Raw genomic sequence first — 23533 nt, forward strand, 5'->3', positions numbered from 1 at the left:
AGCTAACCGAATGCGGAGCGGTAGTTCAGTCGGTTAGAATACCGGCCTGTCACGCCGGGGGTCGCGGGTTCGAGTCCCGTCCGCTCCGCCACTAACAAGAAGCCCAGTCGATTGACTGGGCTTTTTTTGTTTTTAAGTCCTCCCCTGACGGGAAGGCCTTTTTCGCTTCTGGCCCTTAGGGTCATATTCAGCATTGCCTTGGGCAGTTTTTCCCCTATCAATTTATCTTCTCCCGTTGCGGATCTATTTTCTCCAGCCTGGAACCGTCACGCTCGTGAGTAGCCTCCTCTCTTGCAGGGTTAGGTGAACAAAGCTTCTTCTCAGTGCTTTATCTACGTCAATGTCGCAGTGTATCTGGGGAACGGTAATGGATTATTCGGAAGAGGATATGTGGTGGGCATCAATGATGGGATATGCAGCCTGCTGCGTTTGGTGTTGCTGAGGCAAGGGGAAATAGATGAGAGAGGGAGCGTATCAGCATATACAAAAAAGCCCACACAACCAAAGTTGCATGGGCTTCGAATTGATGGCGGAGGAGGTGGGATTTGAACCCACGGATGGTCGCCCATCGCCGGTTTTCAAGACCGGTGCATTCAGCCGCTCTGCCACCCCTCCGCAGCAGTGCGGCGAATATTACCATGCTGTTTCTGCTTGTAAATCCCTGGCTTGCCTGATCGCTGGTTAATTGCACGAAATCACGACAAAAGGGATGAAAAGGGTAGGGTTATCGCATTTTTAGCCAGATAACTTGACTTGAATACAGACTCAACCACTATAGTGGCCACCATCATATCCTCTGCAAGATAATGTTATGACTATTAAAAATGCCCTGTTTTGCGCCTTGGCGGGCGTAACCCTGCTGGCGGCTCCGGCCCAGGCAAGCGAGTTGACCAAGACCGATGTCGAGCAAATCGTGCGTGACTATCTGGTCAAGAATCCGGAAATACTGGTTGAGATGTCCAATGCCCTGCGCGCCAAGCAGGAGCAGCAGCAAGCCGAAAGTGACAAGGCGCTTATCAAGGCTCATGCCAAGCAGCTCTATGGTAACAATGACCCCGAGATGGGTAATCCGAAAGGCTCGCTGACAGTGGTCGAGTTCTTCGACTATAACTGTGGCTACTGCAAGCGCGCCCACCCGCTGGTCAAACAGCTGATGGCGGAAGACAAGGATATCCGTTACATCTATAAGCAGTTCCCCATCCTGAGCGAAACCTCCTATTTTGCCGCACGCGCTGCACTGGCAGTCCAGTTGGGACAGCCAGACAAGTACCAGGCCTTCCATGAGAAGCTCTATGCGCACAAGGGTCCATTGACCGATGAGTCACAGGTCAAACAGGTGGCTGAGGCGGCAGGCGTGAACTGGAGCAAGGTTGAGGCCAAGCTCAAGGATGGCAGCATCGATCAGAATCTGGGTACCAACCGGGCACTGGCGGAAGCGCTTGCCATTTCGGGCACCCCTGCCTTTATTATCGGTGATCAGATCCTGCGTGGCGCACCACGGGATCTCGCGAGTCTGAAAGGCTTCATCAAAGATGTGCGTGAAGGCAAGAGCATTCAGTAAGCTCTGTTTGCACCTTCAGCCGTGATAGAAATAGAAAAAGAGGGCCGGTATTGCTACCGGTCCTCTTTTTATTATGCCCATCGGAACAGGTGGTCGTCGCGAAAGGACCATAACAGCGTCCGACGGGATGGGCCTCTCGCCCCAGTAACAAGTATTAGCAGAGTCGTTCGACGTCTATCCGGGAATATTTGCTCCCACTGCCGCGTATTTGGGGGATTGCTTAATTCCAGTCAAGATTTTTCCTGCTGCCTGCCTTAGAATCGCCGCCCGTGGCAGGAGAAACCCATATGTTAGTTGAAATTTTACGGTTAATTTTTATAGTCGGCGGTCTGGCATACGTCATCATGCTGGTGCAGGCCTGTTGGCGAATGAAGCGTAACGGGACGATCGAGCCCACCCCCTTCTGGCCTGTGGCGGCGATCGGGGGGATTGCCAATTTCCTCGATACTTTGGGGATTGGCAGCTTCGCGGTGAAGACGGCTTGCTACAAGCAGTTCAAGCTGATCGACGATCGTCTGTTGCCCGGCACCCTCAACAGTCAGTGTGTGTTGCCTGCGGTGACCCAATCACTCATCTTCATCGGCGCAGTGGCCGTCGACCCCCTGACCTTGCTCAGCATGATGGTCGCCGCTGCGGCAGGCGCCGCCTGGGGCGCACGGCGGGTTGCCTCGTTTGATCGGCAAACCGTGCGGCTGGTGATGGCTATCTCTCTTCTCGTAGTCGCCGGATTCATCTTCGCCGGTCTCCTGGGCCTTTTCCCCGTGGGGGGAGAGGCGATGGGGTTGAGCGGCTACAAGCTGGTGATCGCTCTGCTCGGCAATTTCCTCTTCGGAGTACTGATGAATGTCGGTATCGGTCTGTTTGCACCCTGCATGACTCTCGTCTACCTGCTTGGCATGAACCCGCTGGCAGCGTTTCCCATCATGATGGGCTCTACCGCCGTACTGAGCGTCTTCTCGGCGGGTACCTTTATCCGCAAGGGGGCCTTTGATGCCAAGGCCGTGCTGGCGGTTGCCATCTTTGGCCCCATCGGGGTGGTGCTGGCGGCCATGCTGGTTAAGTCGATGGATGTGGAGATGCTGAAGTGGCTGGTCGCCTTCATCGTCATCTATACCTCCTGGACCATGTACGCCTCATGGCGGGCGGGTCGTCAACCTTCCCCACAACTGGTTGCGGACGCAAGCTAGCCTGCACCAGGGCGGCCTCGGCTCTGGCCCCGAGAAAAACATAAAGCCCGAGTGCCAGCAGCAGACCCACGGCACATCCCATCACGCCGACCGCAGGCCAGAGCAGCTCGCTCTGGCCCAGCGAGCCCTTGAACAGCAGCAGTAGTCCCTCGATGGAGACCGCGATCAGGATGGCGGCGATGAAGCGGGTAATGGTGCGGCGAATGGCGCTGTGGCGAAAGATGTCCTTATGCAGCAGCACCTCCTCTTCCAGAATAGTTTTGCCGAGATCGAACACCGCCAGCGCCAGGGTCAGGAAGATGATGGCGCTGAAGGCGCCAAGCCGATTCTGCCGGGTGCCGCACAACAGCAGATAAAGCTGCTCCAATCCGTGCCAGATGAGGGTGGCGACGATCAGGAACAGGGCCGCACTCAATACCACGTAGACACCCTTGAACCAGGGAATGGCGCGCCGCCGCCCACCATCGCCCATCAACCAGGCGATAAGCTGGTGCAGGCAGACGGTGACTGCCCGTCCCTGACCACGGATGACCAGATGCAGCCGGTCCGATTCGGCAGGCGTGGGGGGCAAGATCCCGGCAGCCCCCTGCCACTGTTCGATGCTGACGATGAAGGAGTAGCGTTTGAGCGAGGCGAGCGGGGCTTCGAGCAATCCCTGCAACAGAGGATGCAGTTCGTCGCCAAACTCCTGATAGCGTCGCAACACGTCGATGGGGCTCATCTCTGCCATGAGAACCTCGTTTGCATGGGGCCTGAGCTGGATGTGCAAATTGTGGGCCTGCTTTATGACAGGGATAGGAGAGGGAATTGCACCAGAAGGCGGCAGGAGAGGGGCGGGTCAGGAAGGATTGCACCGCAAAGGTGAAGAATACAAAAAGGGCCCTCGTGGGCCCTTTTTGTATCGGCAGGGGATTAACCGGCCAGCTTGGCGAAGCAGCGATCGGCGGCTGCCAGGGTGTGTGCTATCTCCTTGTCGCCGTGAGCCAGCGACAGGAAGCCAGCCTCGTAGGCGCTCGGCGCCAGATAGACGCCCTCCTCCAGCATCAGGTGATAGAAGCGCTTGAAGCGCTCCATGTCGCAGCGGGTTACCTGCTCGTAGCGGGTGATCTCGGGCTCGTCGGTGAAGAAGAAGCCGAACATGCCGCCGACATAGTTGATGGCGAGCGGGATGCCGTGTTTGGCAGCGGCGGCTTTGAGCCCCTCGGCCACCTGGGCGGTTTTGGCGCTCAGCTGATCATACAGACCCGGCTCCAGCAGCAGATCCAGCATGGCCAGGCCGGCGGCCATGGCCACCGGGTTGCCGGAGAGGGTGCCCGCCTGATAGACGGGGCCGGTCGGGGCGATGTGCTGCATCACCTTCTTCTTGCCGCCGAAGGCGCCGACCGGCATGCCGGCCCCGATGATCTTGCCGAGGGTGGTCAGATCCGGATCAATGTTGTAGTGCCCCTGGGCGCCGCGCAGGGAGACGCGAAAACCGGTCATCACCTCGTCCAGGATCAGCAGGGCGCCGAACTCGTCACAAATGGCGCGCAGCCCTTCCAGGAAGCCGGGGACCGGCGGAATGCAATTCATGTTGCCAGCCACCGGCTCGACGATGATGCAGGCGATCTCGCTGCCGTACTGGGTGAAGGCCTCGCGCACCGAGTCCAGATCGTTATAGACACAGGTGAGAGTGTGCTTGGCGAAGTCGGCCGGCACGCCCGGGCTGTTGGGCTGGCCCAGGGTCAGGGCGCCGGAGCCGGCCTTGACCAGCAGGGAGTCGGCGTGGCCGTGGTAGCAGCCTTCGAATTTGACGATCTTGTCGCGGCCGGTGTAGCCGCGGGCGAGGCGAATGGCGCTCATGGTGGCCTCGGTGCCGGAGTTGACCATCCGCACCTGCTCCATGGAGGGGACGATCTGGCGCACCTTCTCGGCCATCAGCACTTCGATCTCGGTGGGGGCACCGTAGCTCAGCCCTTTCTCGACGGCCTTGATGACGGCGGCCTTGATGACCGGATGATTGTGACCCAGCAGCATGGGACCCCAGGAGCCGATATAGTCTACATAGGCCTGGCCGTCCACGTCATAGAGGTAGGCGCCATCGGCGTGATCGATGAAGCGGGGTGTGCCGCCGACCCCATTGAAGGCGCGGACCGGTGAGTTGACGCCGCCCGGAATGGTCTGGCGGGCCTGTTCAAACAGCTGATCTGATTTTGACATGGATCATCCTTAATGGGATTTTGGTCGTCACACAGGGGAAAGCAGCCGATTGAGGCTCGGCAGGTTGTGGCATGAGGAGTATGCTTTGCGCTCTCGCCACCCGGACTCTCGGTCTGCACCCGTGACAAAATTAACGGGCCGACTATAGCAGAAAGCCCCAGCCCTGGGCAGCCGAGCAATGCGCCGGGTGATCCTGATCTCAGCTCGCTGACGATGTCGTTTTTCAAGTTGGTGTAACAAGATGGCGCAACAAGCTCTCTCCTCTTCTGAACCGGATGCAGCTCCTCGGGGAGCCGTCTCTCGAATCATCCGGCAAGACAAGATCCCCTTGCTGGTACTGCTGCTTGCAGCCTTGGTCGGCACCTTGGCGGGACTGGTATGCGGCCTTTTTGAATCTGGGGTGTATTGGCTGGTCGGGCAACGCCTGGATCTGCTGGCCGATCGCCCATGGTGGCAGCTCGGGCTGCTAGGCTTTGGCTTCAGCGCCCTGCTGGGGCTGGTCGGTTACTTTCTTACCCATGCCTTTGCCCCCGAGGCGGGCGGCTCCGGCATTCCCGAAATCGAAGGGGCGATGGACGATCTGCGCCCGGTGCGCTGGTGGCGGGTGTTGCCGGTCAAGTTCTTCGGCGGCATCTGTACCCTGAGCTCCGGCATGGTGCTGGGACGTGAGGGGCCGTCGGTCCAGATTGGTGGCAACCTTGGCAAGATGGTGGCGGATATCTTTCGGCTGCCCAAGGAGCATGGCCATGCTCTGCTGGCCGCCGGGGCGGCTGGCGGCCTTGCCGCCGCCTTCAATGCGCCGCTAGCTGGGATCCTGTTCGTGATGGAGGAGATGCGGCCGCAGTTTCGCTACTCCTTCCTGGCCATCAAGGCGGTGGGGATCTCTGCCATCATGGCCACCCTGATGCTGCAGAACATGAAGGGGCAAGCTCCCGTCATCAGTCTACCGCACTATGATGCCCCGGCACTGAAGGCACTCTGGCTGTTCCTCTTTATGGGGGGCATGTTCGGGGTGCTCGGCTTTGTCTTCAATAAACTGGTGCTGGCCTGTCAGGATGGCTATCTGGCGCTGCACCAGAACAAACGTCACCGCTTTGTCGCCATTGGCATGCTGGTGGCTGGCACCTTTGGCGTCTTGTCGTTGTTTGCTCCGGCTGTCACGGGGGGCGGTACCGAACTGATCCCCCACCTGATGGGAGGGGAATATGCGATGGCTACCCTGTTCCTCATCTTCTCGGTGCGACTGGTGGCGACCCTGATCTGCTTCTGCTCCGGCGCCCCTGGTGGGGTATTTGCCCCTACCCTGGCCCTCGGCACTCTCTTTGGCGTGGTGTTCGGCCATCTTTTTCACTCCGCGTTTCCGGATCTTGGCATTGAGCCCGGCGCTTTCGCCATCGCGGGCATGGGGGCGCTGTTTGCCGCCACAGTGCGTGCGCCCATCACCGGCATAGTGCTGGTGACAGAGATGACTGACAACTATCAGCTGATCCTGCCCATGATGATCACGACCGTCGGCGCGACCCTGGTGGCGCAGGGATTGGGTGGTCGCCCCATCTATTCCCAGATCCTGGAGCGAACTTTACGGCTCGCCGCGCGTCAAAAGCGGGGAGAGAGCGGCGCCACCACCAGTTAACTCCTTGTATATCATCGCGGTTCAGCTTGGGTCGCGTATAGTGAAGGGAAGGTGGCAGCCGTATGGCGTGGTAACAGAAGAGGCCCTATGTCCCAGATATTGAAGTTGTTGGCGGTGCTGATCGTGGGGGCGCTCATCGGATATTTTGTCGGTAACCGACAAGAGTTGGCACAGAGCAGTCTGCTGGTGGTGCAGCAGGAGACGCTGGATCGCCAGGGCAAGGCCATCGGTCAGCTCAAGACCGAGCTGGGCGTGAAGGATACCCAGCTGGCGACCCAGAAGGCCGCCTTCGAGCAGTTGCAGACCACCCTGAAGAGCCAGGAGGCTCAAGTACAGGAGCTCAAGCGCCAGTTGGCGTTTTTCGAGCGGATCATGCGCCCCACCGGTGAACAGGTCGGGGTGGTGATCGATAACCTCACCCTGCAGGAGACCAGCATTCCCGGTCGTTATCACTATCGTCTGGCCCTGACGCAGCCTGCCAAGAAGCGCGAGCTGTTTCGCGGTCAGGTGCAGATCCGGGTCGAAGGCAGCCAGGGTGACAAGCCCAGAGTGCTGACCGGACGGGATCTGGGGATGAAGGTGAGCGAATGGCGCTATGCCCTGCGTTATTTCCAGCTGCTTGAGGGGAATTGGCAGTTGCCCGAAGGGTTCGTGCCGGATCGGATCCGGGTCACTATCAACAAGGATGGCCGGCAGCCGGCGCAGGAGTTGCTGGTGGAGTGGGGCGAAGTGATCAAACCGCTGGTCGCGGCGCCACCGGCTCCTGTGCCCGCCACCGGACAAGAGTAGTGGTGAATACTTGAACTGAATGGTCGGGTATTGGATAATTTCGCGGTTTCCATGTTTGTGGATCTAATGGTTGTGAGGTCAGTGATGAGTGCAGTAGCAGAAGCCCCGTTGCCAATCCAGATGACGGATGCGGCAGCCAACAAGGTGAAGACCCTGATCACCGAAGAAGAAAATCCGGAGCTCAAGCTGCGGGTATACATCACGGGTGGGGGCTGCTCTGGTTTCCAGTATGGTTTTACCTTTGATGAGAAGATCAACGATGGCGACACCGTGGTCGAGAAGAACGGCGTTACCATGGTGATCGATCCCATGAGCCTGCAATATCTGGTGGGCGGCAGTGTGGATTACACCGAGGGTCTGGAAGGTTCGCGTTTCACCGTGACCAACCCCAACGCCACGACGACCTGTGGCTGTGGTTCCAGCTTCTCCATCTGACCACGAATCCGGTTCGATGCAACGGCTCTCGGCAACGAGGGCCGTTTTTGTTGGTTGAGTGGTAATAACGATAAAGGCGCCGCAAGGGCGCCTTTATCCTGTTCAAAGTGCTGGATTAGCGGGAGCTGGCCGCCTCGACCAGCGGTACCCGGTTCACAGCCTTGCCCAGATAGGCGAGGGTGATAGTCACTATGATGCAGGTGAAGCTGAGCCACATGTAGGGCAGGTAATCGAGGGTAGCCACCCCCAGTACCCCGGCCATGAAGATGCCGTTGTCGCTCCAGGGCACCATGCCGCAGGTGAGGGTGCCGCCAAACTCGGCATTGCGGGAGAGGTTCTTGCGCGCCAGTCCCAGCCGGTCGTAGTTCTTGGCCATGATCTTGGGGGTCAGGATCAGCGACACATACATGGCGGAGCCGAACACGTTGGCCAGGAAGGCGGTGCCTATGGTGTGGGTAGTCAGGCTGCCGGCACCGTTGATGCGCTTCTCGAAGGCGCTGGCGATCACTTCCAGAATACCGACCTTCTCCAGCAGGCCACCGAAACCCAGACCGAAGATGATGACGGCTACCGAGCCCAACATGGACTCCATACCGCCACGGCCCAGGATGTTGTCGATGAAGTCGACACCGGAGGTGATGGCAAACGGGCTGTAGGCGGAGTGCATCGCCTTGACCGGATCCATGTCCTGGAAAACGATGGCCCACACCAGGCCCAACAGGGCGCCGAAGCTGATCACCGGGAAGGCGGGCTTGCGGTTGGCCAGGAGGCCCAGCACCAGCACCACCGGAATGATGGCCAGCGGGGTGATGTTGAACTGCTTGTCGAGCGCTTCCATCACCAGGTTGACCTGCTCCAGGCTCACATTGCCCGAATACTGCATGCCGACCACGGTAAACAGGGCGGCGGTGATGATGTAGGAGAAGAGGCTGATGGGCAGCATCCCCTTGATGTGTTCCATCACGTCGACGTTGGACATGGTGGAGGCCAGTACCACGGAGTCGGAGAGCGGGGAGAGCTTGTCACCGAAGTAGACACCGGAGAGCACGGCACCGGCCACCAGAGGTGCCGGAACGCCCAGGCTGTGGCCTATGCCCATCATGGCAATACCGGCGGTGGCTGCGGAGCCCCAGGAAGTGCCGGTGGCCAGCGAGGTGAGGGAGCAGATGATCAGGGTCGCCAGCAGGAAGATGGAGGGGTGTATCACCTTGAGGCCGAAGTAGATGATGCTGGGCACTATGCCGCCTGCGATCCAGGTGCCGACCAGGGCACCGACGGAAACCAGGATCAGAATGGCCCCCATCCCCTTGGAGACGCCGTCGACGGCAGCCTGTTCCAGGGATTTGTAATCATGGCCGAGCTTGATGCCAAGCCCCATGATGACGAACCAGGCGATGAACAGGGCCAGCTGGATCGGCAGGTCGAGCACGCTGGTAAAGGAGAAGGCCAGGGCCAGGAAAATGGCCAGGCAGGCAAATACCTGCAGCATGCTCGGCAGTCGGATTTGGTTGTGTTGGTTTTGCATAGATACTTCCTAAACTCTTGCTCGCCAAGGTCGGTCCCTCTCGTCCTGTGGATATCTGTATCCCGAGGGGCCAACCCAAAAAGAGGCCGCAATCTATCACAATCCGGGGGGATAAAATCCCAACTGAATTGGCAAAAACACAAGATTGATTGAAAAAATCACAATTTAGTTGATCTCATAACCCATTTTTGAGCGCCCTGTTGGCAAGCTGAGTGACATTCGAGACTCCATTGAAATGGCTTGCACCACTAACAAATGAAGATGATAATTATTATCAATTGTTGGTGGGGAGAGAAGAGATGCGCTGGGGGTTGAGAGGGGTCCTGTTGCTGGCCGCGTTGGCCGTGCTTTATTGGGGGCAGGGGAAAGAGTATGGCTTCTGGAGTCTCGGTTTTGTGCTGGCGGCCTGGGTGATGCTCGAACCCAGGTTGAAGCCTGCGTTGATCTTGCTGCCAGTGGCTGGGGCGGCGGGGGCCGTCACCCTGCTCTGGCAGCAGCCATGGCTATGATTGCTTGGTGGGGGCCTGCTTGATGGTCTGCTGGGCCAGCTTGAGGGACTCGATGACCTGTTTCTCCATCTCGGCCCGCTTGGCGTCAGTCAGGAAGTAGATCATATCGACATCGTGGCGAATGTAGTGGGCAGGCAGCTGGTTGAGGGTGAGGCAGCAGAGATCGGCCATCTGATCGTTGCTCAGGGTCTGTTGCAGTCCCTGCTTCTCAATCTCCTTGAGCATCAGGTGTTCGTAGAAATTGTGAATATCGGTATCCAGTATCATAACGGTTCCTTGGCATGGCGATAGGCGGGGAATCGTCAAAAGCATAGTCATAACAAGGAGTAAAAACAAAAGGCCCGTCACTTTCGTGATGGGCCTTTTGCGTAATGAATGGTGCGAAGAGAGGGACTCGAACCCTCACATCCGTGGGACACTAACACCTGAAGCTAGCGCGTCTACCAATTCCGCCACCTTCGCACACTGATTTTTTCCAGCTGGTTTTTACATGCGGATGGAGCGCATCGTTCTGTTTTTACATGTCAGAGTCATGGTGCGAAGAGAGGGACTCGAACCCTCACACCCGGGGGGCACTAACACCTGAAGCTAGCGCGTCTACCAATTCCGCCACCTTCGCACATCGGGTTATCATTCTGGATTTACATGCTGTCTGATAAAAGCATGGTGCGAAGAGAGGGACTCGAACCCTCACACCCGGGGGGCACTAACACCTGAAGCTAGCGCGTCTACCAATTCCGCCACCTTCGCACATCGGGTTATCAGTCTGAATTTACATGCCGTCTGATAAGAGCATGTTGCAGTATGGTGCGAAGAGAGGGACTCGAACCCTCACATCCGTGGGACACTAACACCTGAAGCTAGCGCGTCTACCAATTCCGCCACCTTCGCATCACTGCGGAGGGGGATTCTATAGAGTTTTGGGGGAGCGTCAACAGCCAGAGGGGACTTTTTTCACTGTTGACGCTCAAAGCCATGCCAAAGGGACAAAACTTCAGCAATTCTCCGACGCCGATGGCTCAGTGGCGTCCAAGGGCACTCTGGTACATCTGTTCATACTGGGTCACCGAGTCGGCCCAGTTGAAGCGAGTGCTCATGGCATTGCGCTGCACTTTGGCGAAACGCTCCTTGTCCTGCAGGAAGTAGAGCAGGCTGCGACGCATGGTATCGAGCAGGATGGCCGCCGTCGGATCGTTGAAGCAAAAGCCGGTGGCATGCTCGGGATTGGCATCCCAGTCCACCACAGTATCTTTCAGGCCACCCACGGCACGTACCAGCGGCAGAGTACCATAGGCCAGGCTGTACATCTGGTTGAGACCGCAGGGTTCGAACAGGGAGGGCATCAGGAAGAAGTCGGCACCCGCTTCCACCAGATGGGCCAGCCTATCGTCATAGGCGTTGATGAAGGCCAGCTTGTCCGCATGCTGTTGGGCCATGGTCTGCAACTGGGCCGCGAGCACGGGATCGCCGGAGCCAACGATCACCACCTGTACCTGATGGTGGAGAAACTTCTCCAGCGCCGGGAGCAGCAGTGGCACACCCTTCTGTTCGGTCAGGCGACACACCATGCCATAGATGGGCAAGTCCGAGACGGGCAGGCCCACCTCCTGTTGCAGGCGCTGCTTGCAGATCCCTTTGCCGGCGAGATTGTCGATGCTGTATGTAGCAGGCAACAGCTCGTCGAATTCGGGATCCCAATCCTTGTAATCACAGCCATTGAGGATGCCGCACAGATCGGCCGCCCGTTGCTGGAAGATGTGGGCCATGCCGTGGGCACCGAGGTGGGTCAACAGCTCCTGGGCATAGTTGGGGCTGACCGCATTGATCTTGTCAGCGTAGAGCACCCCGCATTTGAGCAGGTTGACGTGGCCATAGTCGTAATTGATGCGGCGTTCGTAATCGGCAATCTCGGGGATAGCCCAGAACTGCTCGCGACCAAAACCTCCCTGAAACGCCGCATTGTGAATGCTGATCACGCTGCGGGTGTGCTGGAAGAAGGGGTTGTGGGCATGTCGGGTCTTCAGCAGCAGCGGCAGCAAACCTGTGTGCCAGTCGTTGCAGTGGGCGATATCGGGGGCAAAACCTATTTGTTCACAGGCATGCAGGGCGGCCGCAGACAAGAACGCAAAACGTTCGCCATTGTCGCCATAGGCCTGATTGTTTTCGGCGTAGAGCTGGGGGCGATCGAAGTACTGCGGGCAGTCGAGCAGATAGACACAGACACCGTCCAGATCCATCTGGTAGATGCGATAGCCGATATCCGGCAGACCCGGATGGGTTGGCAGCCAGCGGGATGCCAGCAGTCTGGCCTCATCCCGCCGTTTTATGGTCTTGTAGAAGGGCAGCATGATCCGGACATCATGCCCCTTCTGGGCCAGGTACATGGGCAGGGCTCTGGCAACATCGGCCAGGCCCCCGGTCTTGACCAGCCCCTCAACTTCCGAGGCAACAAACAGGATTTTCAGTGGGTTAATAGCCAACTCTTGCTCCCTTAGGTACCACGACGATACCGCCTTCGGATACGGTGAATCGCTCTCTGTCGTGGTCGAGATTTTCACCGATAACGGTGCCGGGTGCAATTTCAACGTTTTTGTCGATGATGGCGCGCCGAATGGAGCAACCTTCCCCTATCTTCACATCCCCCAGCAGGACGGATTCACTGATATGGCTGCAGGGGCCTATGTTGCAACGAAATCCCAGGATGGAGCGCTGGATCTGGCTGCCCTGAATGAAGCAGCCAGCGGAGATTAGTGAGTTGGCGATCTTGACCTTGCACTCTTCACTGTCGATGAAGGTGGCGGGCGGCAGGGCCGGATAGTGGGTATGCAGCGGCCACTTGCGGTTATAGAGGGAGAAGGGGGGATTGTCAGCCACCAAGTCCATGTGTGCCTGCCAGTAGGAGTCGAGGGTTCCCACGTCACGCCAGTAGACATCCGGCTTCTCGCCCGGGATGAGATTGGTGCTGTAGTCGTAGACATAGACGGGGGCGCGCGGGTAAAGACTGGGGATCACATCCTTGCCAAAATCATGGCTGGAGTTCTCTTCAGTGGCATCCCGTTTGAGCTCACGGCAGAGGGTCTCGGTCTCGAAGATATAGTTGCCCATGGAGACCAGCGCCTGCGTGGAGTCGCCAGGAATGGGTTTGGGATGCTTGGGCTTTTCCTGAAAACCTATCATGCGTCCCTCGGTATCCACCTCGATCACCCCGAAGGCGCTGGCCTCCTCAATGGGCATACGCAGGGCGGCGACCGTCATGGCGGCGGCTTTTTGCTTGTGGAAAGCGACCATCTGGCTCACATCCATCTTGTAGATGTGATCGGATCCGAAGATGCAGACGTGGTCCGGTTCGGCGCGTTCGATGAAGCCCAGGTTCTGGTAGATGGCATCGGCGGTTCCGTCGTACCAGCGTTTGCCCATGCGCATCTGGGCCGGAATGGGGTCGATGAAACGGTCGGTGATGCCGACGATGTTCCAGCCTTTCTTCATGTGCAGGTAGAGGGATTGGGACTTGAACTGGGTCAGGACGTAGATCCGCAGGAAATCGGCGTTGACGAAGTTGTTGAGGACAAAGTCGATTAGCCGGTAACTCCCGCCAAACGGGACTGCGGGCTTGCTGCGGGTGGTGGTGAGAGGCTGCAGGCGGGTTCCTTCGCCTCCAGCCAGGATCATGGTCAAAATGCCGGCCATCGTATGTCTCTCCCTGAATAAACAAGATGAAAAGGTTTTCAATTCGTTTCAAAAAAACACCCCTTAAGGGGTGTTTTTTGTTTCCATTCAAGTACCTTATCAGATCCCGTGCGACGCTCTCTAGCGCTTTCGGGACAAGACTTACACTTATTTACACTTTGCTCAGATAGACCTTGAATTTGGCATCACTACGCACTGTTTCGGTCTGCTTGAAGTGCGTATCCAGTATAGGCTGGTATCGCAGGAAGGCGTTGGCCACTATGGTCAGGCTGCCATGAGGGCGCAGATATTCCGGCGCCTTGGCGAGAAACGTCTCGGTAGCGGCGTAGAAGGTCTTGAGCCCGGCATGAAATGGGGGGTTTGAGACGATCCGGTCAAACTTGCCGCTGATGTCGGAGTAGACATCGGAAGCATGCACCTTGCCCTGCAGGCCGTTGATGGCCAGGGTACGGCGGCTCGATTCCAGTGCCAAGGCATTGATGTCAACCATGGCGACCTCAAGGCCGGGATTGCGCTTGGCCAGCACCGAGCCTATCACCCCGGCACCGCAGCCAAAATCGAGCAGCTCGCCGCCCATGGGGGGCAGGGTCGCCAGCAGCATCTGGCTGCCCAGATCCAGTTCGTCCGCACTGAACACACCCGGCAGCGCCATCACAGTCAATTCGGTGTCACCCGCCTTGCACTCATAACGGCTGAACCAGGCATCCAGCTCGAACGGGGCAACCGGCTTGCTGAGCTCTCCGTGATAGAGGGAACAGCGACGGGCCGAATCGCGCTTGAGCGGCTTCTCGCCATAGGGGGCCAGCAGTTTGTCGGCCCCATTGATGCCACCGCGATTCTCGCCGGCGAGAAACAGGTCGGCACCGGCCTCCAGCAGCGGTGTAATCATGGCCAGCAGATACTGGGCCTCGGCCTTGGCCTTGGGCATCAGCAGCAGTAGGGCATCGAAGCGGGGAGCGCCGCCCAGCTGGTGGTCGAACAGGATGGCATCCTTGAGCGCGCTTTGCTGGCTGCGGTAGTAGCAGTAATCCGTGGTGAAGACGGTCAGGGAGTCGGCCAGAGTGGCCAGCTGGCGGGGATAGTCATCCTCCAGGGCGCCGCACACCAGTAGCCGCTTGCCGACAAAGAGGGCTTGGTTTCGTTCCAGCATCTGGCTGACGGCACTATTTTTATGGCTGATGGCTCCAGCAGAGCTGCTCATCGGTTCTCTCCACGCTATTTTGGGCGGCCATTATACATAGCCGGTTTCGCCTTGACATTTTTGCCGTGTTCCCGAAATATGCCCAGACACCATTTTTTGACCAGAGATGATGAAATGCGGTTCAACGAGTTGAAACGAAAGCATAAAAAAAGCCTGAAATCCGGGCCTGCCGACGTTCGCGCGTAACCTCTCATCCCTGAGAACATTCAAACCCCGGTTGCGCACATCGTACCGGGGTTTTTTATTGCCATATGCGTGCCATTTAGGAGAAGGAGATCCCATGTTTCAAGGTTCAATCGTTGCCCTGATTACCCCGTTTCGACAGGGCAAGCTGGATGAAGAGGCGCTGCTGCGTCTGGTGGAGTGGCATGTCGAGCAGGGTACCCATGGCATAGTGCCGGTCGGGACCACAGGCGAGAGCCCGACCCTGACTCACGACGAGCACTGCCGGGTGGTGGAGCTGGTGGTCAAGCAGGTGGCGGGGCGCATTCCGGTGATCGCCGGGGCTGGTTCCAACAATCCGGTCGAAGCGATCGAGTACACCCTCCATGCCGAGCGGGTTGGGGCCGATGCGACCCTGCATGTGGCCGGTTATTACAACCGCCCCAATCAGGAGGGACTCTACCATCACTTCAAGGCAGTGCATGATGCCACCGCCAAGCCCATCATCGTCTATAACATCCCGCCCCGCGCCATCGTCGATGTGCAACCGGCGACTCTGGCTCGCCTGGCCGAACTGCCGCGCATCGCCGGGGTGAAGGATGCCACCGGCGATCTGGCCCGTCCCTGGGTCGAGCGTCAGCTGATCAAAAAGCCCTTTGCCTGGCTCTCCGGTGAAGATGCTACCGCCGTGGCCTACAACATAGGTGGCGGTCAGGGCTGTATCTCGGTAACTGCCAACGTGGCGCCCAAGCTGGTGGCCGAGGTGCAGAATCTGGCGCTGGCCGGCAAGTGGCAGGAGGCGCGCGAGCTGCAGGACAGGCTGATCCCGCTTCATCAGGCCATGTTCGCCGAGCCTAGCCCCGCCGGTGCCAAGTACGCCGCCTCCCTGCTCGGTTTTTGCAGCGAAGAGTGCCGCCTGCCGGTGATGCCGCTCTCTGAGGCCACTCGTGAGCGCATTCGCAGTGCCATGCAGCAGCTGAACCTGCTGTAAGTTATCGCAAATAGTCAGAACAAAGCGGGTGAGCCTTGGCTCACCCGCTTTGTTTACAGGGCCTCAAGAGAGAGTCAGCGGGCTGTTTGATGCAACCAGGCCGCAATGGCCAGTTGCAGCGCCACATAATCCGGATGAAGGAAGAGGGCTGACAAGTCGGCGGGCCAGTGGTCGTTCTGTCGCTCCTCTCTGGCAAGGTGCGCCTGAAGGCTTATGAGTTGGGGTCGCCATGGTGCCGTCACGCCGGTGGCGCGGCGCTCAATGAGGGCCACGCCTTCACACAAGGCGGTGAAGGCTTGTTGCTGCACCTCGTCATTTCCCCGGCTTTCCAGCCAGAGCTGCTCGTGATGTTGCCAGTGGCGCAGCCCTTCGCCGATGGCGGCAGTGTCACTCATGGCTTTGTCGTCTGCCAGTGCTTGCCGTGCCAGCGGTTTGCCAAGCCCCGCCAGCTGATAGCCACGCTGCGCCTTGGACTGGGCGCCGAGGCGCACGCCGCCGAGTCGGGCAAGACGCCCGGCCAGTGCAAACAGCGCTGCCGTGTCGCCGGATTTCAATTCCAGTTCCAGCTCGTCGATGCGGCTGCTACCCAGGCTGCCGACGATTTCCCCCTGATCCCAGGCCAGCTCGATCTCGGCCCCGTCGAAGGCGATCAGCCAGTGGCGGCGCAGGAAATCGGTACGGAATTGGGCAATCAGCTGCTGCTGGATACGGTCACGCTCGGCCAGGGTGGGCCAGATGTCGTCGGGAAAGGCGTTGAGGGTGGGCAGATCGCCGTCGATGGGCGCGTTGTATTCGGGTCTGGCGTGCAGTCCACCCACGACCTGGCCGCGGCACTTGATGGTTTGTTCGGCAAATTCATCGCAGCGGCGGATCCGCAATCCCATCTCGAGGCGGCGTAGTGCCAGATCGGGGCTATCGAAATAGACGTTGCCAAGGCGCTGTTGCGATGCCTCTTTAATATCCAATGAATTCATAAGGTTGGATAAGGCTGTCGCGACGTCATTGGCGACGAAAAACTTTATCTCGATCTCAGTTTGCATAGTCATTCCAGGCTGGGAGGCAACTTTGGGGGGCAGGAATCGGGTCGCGAGGATATAATGCCCGCGAGACAACTAGATTAATTCGCGGTTTTATTGAGGGCGCAGTTCGGTTAACATGCGCGCCTCATAAAATCGTATCGAGTGTTTTTTCACCGACACAGGTTTGGCCATGCCAGTAAATACTATTTTGGGGCTTTTTGCCAAGTCCCCCATCAAGCCGCTGCAGAAGCATATCGTCAAGGTTCACGTGTGCTGCGAGCAGCTCATTCCCTTCTTTGACGCCGTAGCCGAAGACCGTTGGGAAGATGCCGAGAAGATCCGGCAGCAGATCTCCCAGCTGGAAAAAGAGGCGGATATCCTCAAGCGTGAAATCCGTCTGAAACTGCCGCGCGGCCTGTTCCTGCCGGTTGCACGTACCGACCTGCTGGAACTGTTGACTCAGCAAGACAAGATTGCCAATCGTGCCAAGGACATCTCCGGCCGCATGCTTGGTCGTCGCATGGAATTCCCGGCCGAAATGCGGACGGATTTCATGGCCTATCTCAAACGTTGTATTGATGCGACCGCTCAGGCCGAGAAAGCGATCGGGGAGCTCGACGAGCTGCTCGAGACCGGCTTCAAGGGACGGGAAGTTGAAATGGTTGCCGAGATGATCCATCAGCTGGATCTGATCGAGGACGATACAGACACCATGCAGATCGGTCTGCGCCAACAGCTGCAAGCAGTTGAGCAGAACTACAATCCGATCGATGTGATGTTCCTTTACAAGATCCTCGAATGGGTAGGTGACCTGGCAGATCAGGCCGAGCGTGTAGGCGCCCGTCTGGAATTGATGCTGGCTCGTTCGTAATCCACTGACTGAGTAAACACAACTAATGGACATTATCGCGAATTACGGCACCACTCTGGTGCTCGTGGCGGCCTTGTTCGGCTTCTTGATGGCCTGGGGCATTGGTGCGAACGACGTGGCCAATGCCATGGGGACATCGGTTGGTACCAAATCCCTGACCATTCGTCAGGCGATCATCATCGCCATGATCTTCGAATTTGCCGGTGCCTATCTGGCCGGTGGTGAAGTGACCGCCACCATCCGCAACGGCATCATCGACAGCAATGCCTTTGCCGATAGCCCGGATCTGCTGGTGCTTGGCATGATCGCCTCCCTGCTGGCGGCGGGCGCCTGGCTGATCCTGGCCTCCTACTTCGGCTGGCCCGTCTCCACCACCCACTCCATCATCGGTGCCATCGTCGGCTTCGCCGTGGTGAGCATTGGCCCGGAGGCGGTACAGTGGAGCAAGTTTGGTGGCATTGTCGGCTCCTGGGTCGTGACCCCGGCCCTTTCCGGCGTCATCGCCTACTTCATGTTCATCAGCGTACAGAAGCTTATCTTCAACACCGATGATCCCCTGAACAACGCCAAGCGCTATGTGCCGTTTTACATGTTCCTGACCTCCCTGGTGATCTGCCTGGTGACCATCAAGAAGGGCTTGACCCACGTCGGTCTGCACCTGACCAATGGGGAAGGTGTCCTGCTCTCAGTGGTCATCTCCATTGCGGTAGCGATCGCGGGCTGGGTCTACATTCGCGGCCAGAAATACAACCCGCAGGATGACAGCAAGATGCACTTCGCCAACGTGGAGAAGGTATTCGGCATCCTGATGGTGATCACCGCCTGTGCCATGGCCTTTGCCCACGGCTCCAACGACGTGGCCAACGCCATCGGCCCCTTGTCTGCGGTGGCTTCCATCGTGGCTTCCGGTGGTGAGATCGCCAGCCAGGCCTCCATCGCCTGGTGGATCCTGCCGCTCGGCGGCATCGGTATCGTGATCGGTCTGGCGACCATGGGCGAGAAGGTGATGGCGACTGTCGGTACCGGCATCACTCACCTGACCCCGAGCCGTGGTTTCGCCGCGCAGCTGGCGACCGCCGCGACCGTGGTGATCGCCTCCGGTACCGGTCTGCCCATTTCCACCACCCAGACTCTGGTGGGTGCCGTCATGGGGGTGGGTCTGGCGCGCGGTATCGCGGCGCTGAACCTGGGCGTACTGCGCAACATCGTGGTCTCCTGGGTCATCACCCTGCCGGCAGGCGCCATTCTGGCCATCGCCATCTTCTACGTGCTGCAGGCCTTCTTCTCTTAAGGAGGAGACTGCCAGCAAAAAGCCCGAGTCATCGACTCGGGCTTTTTTATTGCGCCATGGCTGGCTTGCATCTACCGGTTCAGAGCGCCGCGCAGATCTGCCACAGATCGTACTGGATGGCGGCGGCCGTCACCTCGCGCCCCGCCCCCGGGCCCTGGATCACCAGCGGGTTGGTGCGGTAACTGTCGCTCTCGATGGCGAACACGTTGTCGCAGGGCAACAGGTTGGCAAACGGATGGTGGGGTTCGAGGCTCTCGAGGCCAACTCGTGCCTTGCCGTCATGCTCGAAGCGGGCCACGTAGCGCAGTACCTTGCCAAGGCGTCTGGCCCCCTCGAAGGCGGTCTGGATCGGGCCGTCCAGCTCCGTGAGCCGGTCCATGAACTGATCCGTATCGACCTTGCGCAGTGCGACGGGTACCAGGTTCTCCAGCTCGATGTCGGCGGAGTCGAGCTCGAAACCCGCCTCCCGCGCCAGGATGAGCAGCTTTCTGCGCACATCCTGGCCGGAGAGATCCTCGCGGGGATCCGGCTCGGTCAGACCGTGCTGCCACGCCTCGTCAACCAGTTCGGAGAAGGGGCGGCTGCCATCATACTGCTGGAACAGCCAGGAGAGGGTGCCGGAGAAGATACCGGAAACCCCCTGGATGCGATCGCCGCTCTGGCGCAGCATCTGGATGCTGGACTGGATCGGCAGGCCGGCCCCCACGGTGGCGTTGTAGCGCCATTGCACCTGATGGTCGCGGCAGGTCTGCTTGATGCGCTGGTAGAACTCGCTCTCGGCCGCGCCGGCGAACTTGTTGGCGGCGATGATGTGGATGCCGAGCTGGGCAAAGTCCGGGTAGTAGCGGCTCACCGTCTCGCTGGCGGTCATATCCAGCGTAATCAGCGCATCGAAGCCGTGCTGCTCCAGCTGGCCGAGCAGCTCGGGCCAGATCAGTGGTTTGGGGTCGAACTTGTCCTGTACCTTGAGCGGATCCAGCCCCTCCTCATCCAGCAGGCCTCCCTTGGAATCGAATACTCCATAGAGGGTCAGCGCCAGGTTGAGCTCGTGTTCGAGACGCGCTTTCTCGCGGGCATAGAGGCCGAGCCAGTGGCCGCCGATATTGCCCTTGCCGAACACCACCAGTCCGACCCGGGTCGGGCGGCTGAACAGGGCGCTGTGCAGAGCGATGAGCAGCGGCTCCAGCACCACCTGGCGCAGTACGGCCACCAGGCTCAGACCGTCCCTGGCCACCTGCACGAACTCCAGCGGTTGATCCGCCAGCAGCTGGTAGAAGCGGTGACACTGTTCGGCGTTGTCGGTGACACCGGCGCCCACCAGGGCCACCAGGCTGTACCCCTCTTTCTGGATGAGGCCGGTGAAGCTGCCTTGCAGCTGGAAGTCGCGCAGCAGTTCGAAGGCCCCTTGCGCCACCTCCAGGGTGTAGGCGAGACGCAGGATCCGGCGATCCGGCTGGCGCTGCAGGGTGAGCGGGTTGAGGCGATGACGGGCCAGGTAGGCTTCGATGGTTGCCACTGTCTGATCAAAGTCGGTCTGCGGCAGCACCTTGAGCTCGATGAGGGCGATCTGATCCACCGAGGAGACGATGCGGGCGCCACCGGAGCGCGGGGCTCGGCGCAGGATATGGGTACAGCCCTCGTCCGGGTTGTAGCTGCAGCGCAGGGTGAGGCGCTGACGGCTGTCGGCCACCGGTTGCAGGGTGCGTGAATGGAGGACCGAGGAGCCGAGGCGGGCCAATTCGTTGGCCTCGGCCAGGCTCAGGCGCTCCAGCAGGCGCGCCTCCTTCACCCGGCGCGGATCGGCGCTGTAGACCCCGGCCACGTCGCTCCAGATGGTGGTGGATTCACCATCCGCCAGCTGGGCCAGCAGGCTTGCGCTGTAGTCGGAGCCGTTGCGGCCGAGCAGCAGGGAACGCCCCTCCAGGTCGGCGGCGATAAAGCCGGTCACCACGATGCGGCCGGCGTGCTCGGCCAGCCGCGCCTTGAGCAGTTCGCTGGAGAGCAAGGCATCCACCTTGACCAGGGCGCCATCCTCGGCGCGCAGGAAGCTGCGGGCATCAAGCCAGATGGCCTTGTCGCCGCGGCTGGTAAGCAGGGCCGCCAGCAGGCGCGCCGACCACACCTCGCCAAAGGCGAGCAAGCCGTTGCGCTCGAAGCGGTCAAACTTCCCCTCCAGGGTCTTGGCGATCAGCTGCATATCGTCGGCCAGCTGCTGGCTGAGTGCGATCTGCAATTCCCCCTCCAGCAGGCCATCTATCAGGCTCTGCTGGTAGGCTTGCAGGGCGGAGATGGCTTCACCGGCGGCTTCGTCGCCTGCCTCGGCCAGCTCCACCAGCTGGATCAGCCGGTTGGTGGTCTTGCCGGCGGCGGAGACCACGACGAGTTCTCTCCCGCCCCCTTGTTGCTCGGCTTGTTGTTCGAGAATGCTGGCGACCCGGCGGTAACAGACCGGATCTGCCAGGCTGCTGCCACCAAACTTGTGCACATGGCGCCGCTTCAATCCTGCTTCTGTTGCCACCGCGATCTCTCCTTGCTGTTGTTGCTGTTCCATTACTTCGCCGCCTGTTCTGCCTGTGCAAATGCCTGGGCCAGATCGGCCACCAGGTCTTCACCGTGTTCAATACCGACCGACAGGCGCAGCAGTTGGGCGCTGATGCCTGCCGCTTGCTGCGCCGCCGGGGTCATGGCCCTGTGGGTCATGCTGGCCGGATGGGCCACCAGACTCTCCACCCCGCCGAGTGACTCCGCTACCGAGAAGAGGGTGAGGGCCGCGAGGAAGGCACGAATGCCCGCCTCGTTGCAATCGAGTTCAAAACTTAGCATGGCGCCAAATCCCGACTGTTGACGGCGCGCAATCTCGTGGCCCGGATGGCTCGGCAGGCTGGGGTGATAGATGCGTTTGACCAGGGGTTGCTGCTGCAGGAAGGCGAGGATGCGATCCGTGTTCTCCTGGTGGGTGCGCAGGCGAGGAGCCAGAGTGCGCAAGCCGCGCAGGGTGAGGTAGGAATCGAACGCCCCTGAGGTGAGACCCAGACAGTTGGCCCACCACACCAGCGACTCGGCAGCGGCCTGTTCCTTGGCAATCGCCACGCCGCCCACCACGTCCGAGTGGCCGTTGATGTATTTGGTGGTGGAGTGGACCACCAGATCCGCTCCCAGCGCCAGCGGCTGTTGCAGCAGGGGAGAGAGGAAGGTGTTGTCCACCACTACCTTGGCGCCCGCTTCGTGGGAAGCCCTGGCAATGGCGGCGATGTCCACTACCCGCAACAGCGGGTTGGAGGGGGTCTCTATCCATACCAGGGCCGGTTTTTGCGAAAGCGCCTCGGTCAGCGCCGTCTCGTCCCCCTGGTCGACGAACAGCACCTTGTAGTGACCCTTGGCCGCCAGGTACTCGAACAGGCGCCAGGTACCGCCGTAACAGTCGTGGGGGGCGATCAGCAGATCTCCAGCCTTGAGCAGGGCCGTGGTGACCAGGTGGACGGCACCCATGCCGGTGCCGGTGACCACGGCGCCGGCGCCCCCTTCCAGCGCTGCCAGCGCATCCGCCAGATTGGTGCGGGTCGGGTTGCCGGAGCGGGCATAATCGTATTGACGAGGCTCGCCGAAGTCGGCAAAGGTGTAGTTGCTGGAGAGGTAGATGGGTGGCACCACGGCACCGTGCTGCTGGTCTGTCTCAATCCCGGTGCGTACCGCCAGGGTGGCCTTGTGGGTCATATCACTCTCCTTGATGTCTCTTCGAACGCAGGCATCTTGCTGTTACGCGTTATCCCGCCATTGCTGGCCTATGGTGATTCACACTACGCGAGCAAGAAAAAGCCGTCAATAGCTCTAGACGTCTAAATGGCTTTGCCGTTGGATTGCCATTGATTTCCTTAAGGGTTAAAATCCGCCCTCACGGCCAAATGAGAACAGGTGAGTCATGGGAACAGAGTGGAACGGCGACTACGTCAGCCCCTACGCGGAACACGGTAAGAAGAGCGAACAGGTCAAGAAGATTACCGTCTCGATCCCGCTCAAGGTGCTGAAAGTACTGACCGATGAACGCACCCGCCGTCAGGTGAACAACCTGCGTCATGCGACCAACAGCGAGCTGCTCTGTGAAGCTTTCCTGCATGCCTTCACCGGTCAGCCGCTGCCCTGCGACGACGATCTTCGCAAGGATCATCCGGACAGCGTGCCTGCCGAAGCGCGTGCCATCATGGAGGCGCTGGGCAAGGAAATCGAAGATTTCGACAAGGAATAACTCCTTTCAATGACGCGGCTGATGGCCGCGTCATTGCTATCTGCCATCCCCCATTGCCGCCTTCGCCGCTACCAGCGCACATTGGCTCTCGCCGCCACTCTTGTTGTCGCCTGACCGGCGCTCTCCTCTCTTGTGTTGCCCGGTGACCGACAGCCGTCACGAAGCGGTCGTTTGCCGAAGACAAGGGCTGGTGTTTCGGGGCATGCTGAGTCTCATGAGACATTGGCGAG

20 protein-coding genes and 6 tRNA genes are annotated in these 23533 nt (G+C 59.5%); 11 read left to right on the top strand and 15 right to left on the bottom strand.

The window, feature by feature from the left end; all coding sequences use genetic code 11:
* The first annotated feature begins 14 nt into the window (after positions 1–14).
* Positions 15–91 (top strand) — tRNA-Asp (locus tag ACB034_RS14020).
* Between the two features lie 436 nt (positions 92–527).
* Here the strand turns inward: ACB034_RS14020 and ACB034_RS14025 are convergent.
* Positions 528–615: transfer RNA gene (locus ACB034_RS14025), tRNA-Ser, on the bottom strand.
* 196 nt (positions 616–811) lie between these two features.
* Between ACB034_RS14025 and ACB034_RS14030 the strand changes: the two genes are divergently transcribed.
* Both ACB034_RS14030 and ACB034_RS14035 read left to right on the top strand, forming a co-directional pair.
* Positions 812–1561 carry a DsbA family protein gene (locus tag ACB034_RS14030; protein ID WP_042070538.1) on the top strand — a complete coding sequence of 250 codons (750 nt, stop codon included), beginning with the start codon at positions 812–814 and terminating at the stop codon, positions 1559–1561.
* Positions 1562–1848: 287 nt separating this feature from the next.
* Complete coding sequence (locus ACB034_RS14035) at positions 1849–2748, top strand: sulfite exporter TauE/SafE family protein (protein ID WP_026456441.1); 900 nt, start codon at positions 1849–1851, stop codon at positions 2746–2748.
* Here the strand turns inward: ACB034_RS14035 and ACB034_RS14040 are convergent.
* Together ACB034_RS14040 and hemL are read right to left on the bottom strand one after the other, a co-directional pair.
* Entirely contained in the window at positions 2666–3478 is an 813-nt protein-coding gene (locus tag ACB034_RS14040; protein WP_371173079.1) for a hypothetical protein, read from the bottom strand. The genes ACB034_RS14035 and ACB034_RS14040 overlap by 83 nt on opposite strands.
* Before the next feature lie 182 nt (positions 3479–3660).
* On the bottom strand, positions 3661–4947 hold the full coding sequence (gene hemL / locus ACB034_RS14045; RefSeq protein WP_225633453.1) for a glutamate-1-semialdehyde 2,1-aminomutase: 1287 nt from the start codon (positions 4945–4947) through the stop codon (positions 3661–3663).
* 241 nt (positions 4948–5188) lie between these two features.
* On the opposite strand from hemL, the gene clcA reads away from it, so the two are divergent.
* The 3 genes from clcA (at position 5189) to erpA (ending at position 7804) form a co-directional block, all read left to right on the top strand.
* On the top strand, positions 5189–6580 hold the full coding sequence (clcA, locus tag ACB034_RS14050; RefSeq protein ID WP_371173080.1) for a H(+)/Cl(-) exchange transporter ClcA: 1392 nt from the start codon (positions 5189–5191) through the stop codon (positions 6578–6580).
* 87 nt (positions 6581–6667) lie between these two features.
* Positions 6668–7369 (top strand): DUF6776 family protein, encoded by a 702-nt coding sequence (locus tag ACB034_RS14055; RefSeq protein ID WP_026456437.1) that lies wholly within the window; start codon positions 6668–6670, stop codon positions 7367–7369.
* A gap of 84 nt (positions 7370–7453) precedes the next feature.
* Complete coding sequence (gene erpA / locus ACB034_RS14060; protein ID WP_026456436.1) at positions 7454–7804, top strand: iron-sulfur cluster insertion protein ErpA; 351 nt, start codon at positions 7454–7456, stop codon at positions 7802–7804.
* 115 nt (positions 7805–7919) lie between these two features.
* On the opposite strand, the gene nhaC is transcribed toward erpA, so the two are convergent.
* Complete coding sequence (nhaC, locus tag ACB034_RS14065; RefSeq protein WP_026456435.1) at positions 7920–9329, bottom strand: Na+/H+ antiporter NhaC; 1410 nt, start codon at positions 9327–9329, stop codon at positions 7920–7922.
* Between the two features lie 299 nt (positions 9330–9628).
* On the opposite strand from nhaC, the gene ACB034_RS14070 reads away from it, so the two are divergent.
* Positions 9629–9838, top strand: a complete 210-nt coding sequence (locus tag ACB034_RS14070) for a hypothetical protein (protein WP_124238699.1) — start codon at positions 9629–9631, stop codon at positions 9836–9838.
* Here ACB034_RS14070 and ACB034_RS14075 read toward each other — a convergent pair.
* From ACB034_RS14075 to rsmC, 8 genes are all read right to left on the bottom strand, one after another.
* Positions 9833–10105, bottom strand: coding sequence for a late competence development ComFB family protein (locus ACB034_RS14075; protein ID WP_042070529.1), 273 nt, complete (start codon positions 10103–10105; stop codon positions 9833–9835). The genes ACB034_RS14070 and ACB034_RS14075 overlap by 6 nt on opposite strands.
* A gap of 109 nt (positions 10106–10214) precedes the next feature.
* Positions 10215–10300, bottom strand: a tRNA-Leu gene (locus ACB034_RS14080).
* Positions 10301–10371: 71 nt separating this feature from the next.
* A tRNA-Leu gene (locus tag ACB034_RS14085) sits at positions 10372–10457 on the bottom strand.
* A 45-nt stretch (positions 10458–10502) separates the two neighbouring features.
* A tRNA-Leu gene (locus ACB034_RS14090) sits at positions 10503–10588 on the bottom strand.
* A 55-nt stretch (positions 10589–10643) separates the two neighbouring features.
* Positions 10644–10729: transfer RNA gene (locus ACB034_RS14095), tRNA-Leu, on the bottom strand.
* Between the two features lie 128 nt (positions 10730–10857).
* Positions 10858–12318 carry a glycogen synthase GlgA gene (gene glgA, locus ACB034_RS14100; protein ID WP_371173081.1) on the bottom strand — a complete coding sequence of 487 codons (1461 nt, stop codon included), beginning with the start codon at positions 12316–12318 and terminating at the stop codon, positions 10858–10860.
* A complete protein-coding gene (gene glgC, locus ACB034_RS14105; RefSeq protein ID WP_371173082.1) occupies positions 12308–13525 on the bottom strand; it encodes a glucose-1-phosphate adenylyltransferase in 1218 nt (405 codons plus the stop codon). The genes glgA and glgC overlap by 11 nt, the downstream gene beginning before the upstream one ends.
* A 151-nt stretch (positions 13526–13676) precedes the next feature.
* A complete protein-coding gene (rsmC, locus tag ACB034_RS14110) occupies positions 13677–14705 on the bottom strand; it encodes a 16S rRNA (guanine(1207)-N(2))-methyltransferase RsmC (RefSeq protein ID WP_371173151.1) in 1029 nt (342 codons plus the stop codon).
* 301 nt (positions 14706–15006) lie between these two features.
* Here rsmC and dapA point away from each other — a divergent pair, with 301 nt between their 5' ends.
* Positions 15007–15879, top strand: coding sequence for a 4-hydroxy-tetrahydrodipicolinate synthase (dapA, locus tag ACB034_RS14115; RefSeq protein WP_042026733.1), 873 nt, complete (start codon positions 15007–15009; stop codon positions 15877–15879).
* 74 nt (positions 15880–15953) lie between these two features.
* Here dapA and ACB034_RS14120 read toward each other — a convergent pair whose 3' ends face one another.
* Complete coding sequence (locus ACB034_RS14120; protein ID WP_371173083.1) at positions 15954–16919, bottom strand: inorganic triphosphatase; 966 nt, start codon at positions 16917–16919, stop codon at positions 15954–15956.
* A 169-nt stretch (positions 16920–17088) separates the two neighbouring features.
* Here ACB034_RS14120 and ACB034_RS14125 point away from each other — a divergent pair, with 169 nt between their 5' ends.
* Together ACB034_RS14125 and ACB034_RS14130 are read left to right on the top strand one after the other, a co-directional pair.
* Positions 17089–17769 (top strand): TIGR00153 family protein, encoded by a 681-nt coding sequence (locus ACB034_RS14125; RefSeq protein ID WP_026458279.1) that lies wholly within the window; start codon positions 17089–17091, stop codon positions 17767–17769.
* 25 nt (positions 17770–17794) lie between these two features.
* Positions 17795–19060, top strand: a complete 1266-nt coding sequence (locus ACB034_RS14130; protein ID WP_042026730.1) for an inorganic phosphate transporter — start codon at positions 17795–17797, stop codon at positions 19058–19060.
* Positions 19061–19139: 79 nt separating this feature from the next.
* Here ACB034_RS14130 and ACB034_RS14135 read toward each other — a convergent pair whose 3' ends face one another.
* Positions 19140–21611 (bottom strand): bifunctional aspartate kinase/homoserine dehydrogenase II, encoded by a 2472-nt coding sequence (locus ACB034_RS14135; protein ID WP_371173084.1) that lies wholly within the window; start codon positions 21609–21611, stop codon positions 19140–19142.
* Positions 21611–22774: a cystathionine gamma-synthase gene (metB, locus tag ACB034_RS14140; protein ID WP_371173085.1), complete on the bottom strand. Its 1164-nt coding sequence runs from the start codon at positions 22772–22774 to the stop codon at positions 21611–21613. The genes ACB034_RS14135 and metB overlap by 1 nt, the downstream gene beginning before the upstream one ends.
* 205 nt (positions 22775–22979) lie before the next feature.
* On the opposite strand from metB, the gene metJ reads away from it, so the two are divergent.
* On the top strand, positions 22980–23303 hold the full coding sequence (gene metJ / locus ACB034_RS14145; protein ID WP_026457225.1) for a met regulon transcriptional regulator MetJ: 324 nt from the start codon (positions 22980–22982) through the stop codon (positions 23301–23303).
* Positions 23304–23533 lie beyond the last annotated feature (230 nt).

The organism is Aeromonas sp. S18(2024), assembly GCF_041402525.1.
Classification (GTDB): Bacteria; Pseudomonadota; Gammaproteobacteria; order Enterobacterales; family Aeromonadaceae; genus Aeromonas; species Aeromonas enteropelogenes.

What these genes read in the sequence shown, in the direction of transcription:
- ACB034_RS14030 (WP_042070538.1), top strand. Translation starts at nt 812, where the DNA reads ATGACTATTAAAAATGCCCTGTTTTGCGCCTTGGCGGGCGTAACCCTG.
- ACB034_RS14035 (WP_026456441.1), top strand. Translation starts at nt 1,849, where the DNA reads ATGTTAGTTGAAATTTTACGGTTAATTTTTATAGTCGGCGGTCTGGCA.
- ACB034_RS14040 (WP_371173079.1), bottom strand. Translation starts at nt 3,478, where the DNA reads ATGGCAGAGATGAGCCCCATCGACGTGTTGCGACGCTATCAGGAGTTT.
- hemL (WP_225633453.1), bottom strand. Translation starts at nt 4,947, where the DNA reads ATGTCAAAATCAGATCAGCTGTTTGAACAGGCCCGCCAGACCATTCCG.
- clcA (WP_371173080.1), top strand. Translation starts at nt 5,189, where the DNA reads ATGGCGCAACAAGCTCTCTCCTCTTCTGAACCGGATGCAGCTCCTCGG.
- ACB034_RS14055 (WP_026456437.1), top strand. Translation starts at nt 6,668, where the DNA reads ATGTCCCAGATATTGAAGTTGTTGGCGGTGCTGATCGTGGGGGCGCTC.
- erpA (WP_026456436.1), top strand. Translation starts at nt 7,454, where the DNA reads ATGAGTGCAGTAGCAGAAGCCCCGTTGCCAATCCAGATGACGGATGCG.
- nhaC (WP_026456435.1), bottom strand. Translation starts at nt 9,329, where the DNA reads ATGCAAAACCAACACAACCAAATCCGACTGCCGAGCATGCTGCAGGTA.
- ACB034_RS14070 (WP_124238699.1), top strand. Translation starts at nt 9,629, where the DNA reads ATGCGCTGGGGGTTGAGAGGGGTCCTGTTGCTGGCCGCGTTGGCCGTG.
- ACB034_RS14075 (WP_042070529.1), bottom strand. Translation starts at nt 10,105, where the DNA reads ATGATACTGGATACCGATATTCACAATTTCTACGAACACCTGATGCTC.
- glgC (WP_371173082.1), bottom strand. Translation starts at nt 13,525, where the DNA reads ATGGCCGGCATTTTGACCATGATCCTGGCTGGAGGCGAAGGAACCCGC.
- dapA (WP_042026733.1), top strand. Translation starts at nt 15,007, where the DNA reads ATGTTTCAAGGTTCAATCGTTGCCCTGATTACCCCGTTTCGACAGGGC.
- ACB034_RS14120 (WP_371173083.1), bottom strand. Translation starts at nt 16,919, where the DNA reads ATGCAAACTGAGATCGAGATAAAGTTTTTCGTCGCCAATGACGTCGCG.
- ACB034_RS14125 (WP_026458279.1), top strand. Translation starts at nt 17,089, where the DNA reads ATGCCAGTAAATACTATTTTGGGGCTTTTTGCCAAGTCCCCCATCAAG.
- ACB034_RS14130 (WP_042026730.1), top strand. Translation starts at nt 17,795, where the DNA reads ATGGACATTATCGCGAATTACGGCACCACTCTGGTGCTCGTGGCGGCC.
- ACB034_RS14135 (WP_371173084.1), bottom strand. Translation starts at nt 21,611, where the DNA reads ATGGAACAGCAACAACAGCAAGGAGAGATCGCGGTGGCAACAGAAGCA.
- metB (WP_371173085.1), bottom strand. Translation starts at nt 22,774, where the DNA reads ATGACCCACAAGGCCACCCTGGCGGTACGCACCGGGATTGAGACAGAC.
- metJ (WP_026457225.1), top strand. Translation starts at nt 22,980, where the DNA reads ATGGGAACAGAGTGGAACGGCGACTACGTCAGCCCCTACGCGGAACAC.